1 protein-coding gene is annotated in these 2,558 nt (G+C 47.1%); it reads left to right on the top strand.

Features of this window, described 5'->3' with window-relative positions; translation table 11 throughout:
- The first annotated feature begins 624 nt into the window (after positions 1–624).
- Positions 625–2,397: a C4-dicarboxylic acid transporter DauA gene (dauA, locus tag T489_RS0112140; protein WP_031580277.1), complete on the top strand. Its 1,773-nt coding sequence runs from the start codon at positions 625–627 to the stop codon at positions 2,395–2,397.
- Positions 2,398–2,558: the final 161 nt, after the last annotated feature.

The following is a 2,558-nucleotide window of genomic DNA, read 5'->3' as shown; positions in this document are numbered from 1 at the left end:
ACCAACCCCCGTATAACAGAGTGGCCAATGCCGTGCTTACACTGAGGAAAATGTCTTGCCTAAATTTCTGCTTGACAAAGGTCGTTTCATAACAGATATCATCATGCCTTCCGGTACAGAATCGTGACAGCCGGAAAGCACGGAAAACGCAGTATCAAAACATATTTTCCGAGCATATCGCTCCTAAAACGCCGTATTCTTGCATAGTTTGCCGTTAACCTGTAGAATATGTGTATGAATTGCGGTGGTCGTCTTCGGACAACACCCGGAAGAACCCGATGCGTCGGGTTATTTTTTTTTTCCCTGAGAAACAGGTAATTATTTTCAATAAGCAGGCAATTTCTGATAGCTTTTACGTTACCGAATGACTGTTAAAGCTCTTTTGAGAGCCACGGATGGCGCTGTCATAATGTGATGGATATATAAAAAACAAGGGTATCATTAAAAATTTTGTTATCCAGGTCATAATTTTACAAACTTATTGCAAATTATTGTATAATTGCGTACCTCAGGATTCTGTCCGGTCTCCTAACATAAGCTTTTTATGCTATCAGATTGTCTCATAAGCCTTGAGCTATGTAATTTAAATCGTTCTTCAACAATTAATTAGTTCAGTGAAATATCATGGTCAAGATTAGAACCAAAAGAAAGATCGTGTCCGTGCGTCATTCCATTTTCCATTTCGGAAGCGCCGTTCGTGATTCTATGATTAAAGAACCGTATTCCATGAACAGGCTGGGTAAAGACCTGCTTGCAGGGTTAGTGGTCGGTATTATTGCTATTCCTCTGTCAATGGCTCTTGCGATAGCAAGTGGCGTGAGCCCTGAATATGGTCTGTACACAGCTCTGGTTGCCGGTTTTATTATTTCCCTTACCGGCGGTTCCAGATTCAGCATCTCCGGTCCTACCGCCGCTTTCGTGGTAATTCTGTATCCTGTTGCCCAGACATACGGTCCTGCCGGTCTGTGTGTCGCCAGCGTCATGTGCGGTATCTTCCTGCTCATAATGGCGGCGGGGCGTCTCGGCAGGCTAATTCAGTTCATTCCTATAGAAGTTACTCTCGGTTTTACCATGGGTATCGGTATCGTTATAGCCGTTCTCCAGATCAAGGACTTCTTCGGTCTTGACGTCGTAATGCCTGAAAGTTTCGTGGAAAAGCTGAATGTTCTTGCAACCAACATGTCTTCACTGAAGTGGGCCGATGCCACGGTAGGGGCTTCAACCCTTGCTGTTCTGGTTTTGTGGCCTAAGTTAAAGATTAAGCTTCTTCCCGGTCATCTGCCTGCAGTTATTGTCGGCTGTCTGGTTGCCTGGCTTCTGGAAAAGTACTGCGGTCAGTCCGTTGCCACCATCGGTACCAGATTCCACTACGTTGCTGCAGACGGCTCCGTAGGTAACGGTATTCCTCAGGGGCTTCCTCATTTCCTGCTTCCATGGGAGCTTCCGGGACCTAACGGCGGTCAGCTTACCTGGGATTTTGCAACCATCCAGGCTCTGGTAGTTGCTGCATTCTCCATGGCAGTACTCGGTGCCATCGAATCACTTCTGTGTGCGGTTGTTCTTGACGGTATGACCAATACCAGACACCATTCAAACGGAGAACTCTTCGGTCAGGGTATCGGTAACATCGTGGCTCCGTTCCTTGGCGGTATCACTTCAACCGCGGCAATCGCAAGAAGTGCCGCCAACGTTAAGGCGGGCGGTACCTCTCCTGTAGCAGCCGTGGCTCACGCAGTTCTGGTTCTCATCGCCATCATGTGGCTCGCTCCGGTGCTTTCACAGCTTCCGCTGGCTGCCATGAGTGCTCTGCTTCTTCTCGTTGCCTACAACATGAGTGAGTGGCGCAAGGTGCTGAATCTTGCCTGTACAGCTCCCAGAACAGATGTTCTCATCATGGTCTGCTGTATCTTCTGTACCGTGGTATTCGACATGGTTGTGGCCATCAGCTTCGGTATCGTCATGGCATCCATCATCTTCATGAGAGATATGGCAAGAATGACCAGGATTCATGATCTCTGCGTTCACAAGCATATTGCTGAAAAGGTTAGTGATGATTATGCGGCTTACGGTATTGCCGGTCCTCTTTTCTTCGCTTCAGCAGAAAGAGTGTTCCGCAACTTGAGACATGAACTCGTCAGTGAAAAGGGGCTGATTCTCGATTTCAGCGGTGTTAACATGCTTGATGCCGGCGGTTCACACTGCCTTGATCAGTTCTGCAATGACATGAAGAACAGAGGTATCAGGCTGGTTATCACCTCCGTACAGTTCCAGCCTATGAAGGCCATGGTACAATCAAAGTTTGCCAAGAAGCATCCTGAAGTGGATTTTGAAAAGAATCTCGAAGATGCTCTGTCTTTCTCAAAGACCGGTCATAAGGCTCTGGAAACTGCAAAATAACCGGCTGTATCCCTGAAGGGAACAGCTGATTCCGCTGATAATGCGGAAAGAGGTAGAACACCGTAACCCATTCTTTGCACTTTTTTGTGTAACTATGGGCAAATCAACAAATCCTCAGCACTCCAATGCTGAGGATTTTTCTCAGTGGTTAATCCTCCGCT

Source organism: Ruminobacter sp. RM87 (assembly GCF_000701925.1).
GTDB lineage: Bacteria > Pseudomonadota > Gammaproteobacteria > Enterobacterales > Succinivibrionaceae > Ruminobacter > Ruminobacter amylophilus.
The sequence above is the reverse complement of the archived record's forward strand: the minus strand, read 5'-3'. Positions and strand labels throughout refer to the sequence as shown.

What these genes read in the sequence shown, in the direction of transcription:
- dauA (WP_031580277.1), top strand. Translation starts at nt 625, where the DNA reads ATGGTCAAGATTAGAACCAAAAGAAAGATCGTGTCCGTGCGTCATTCC.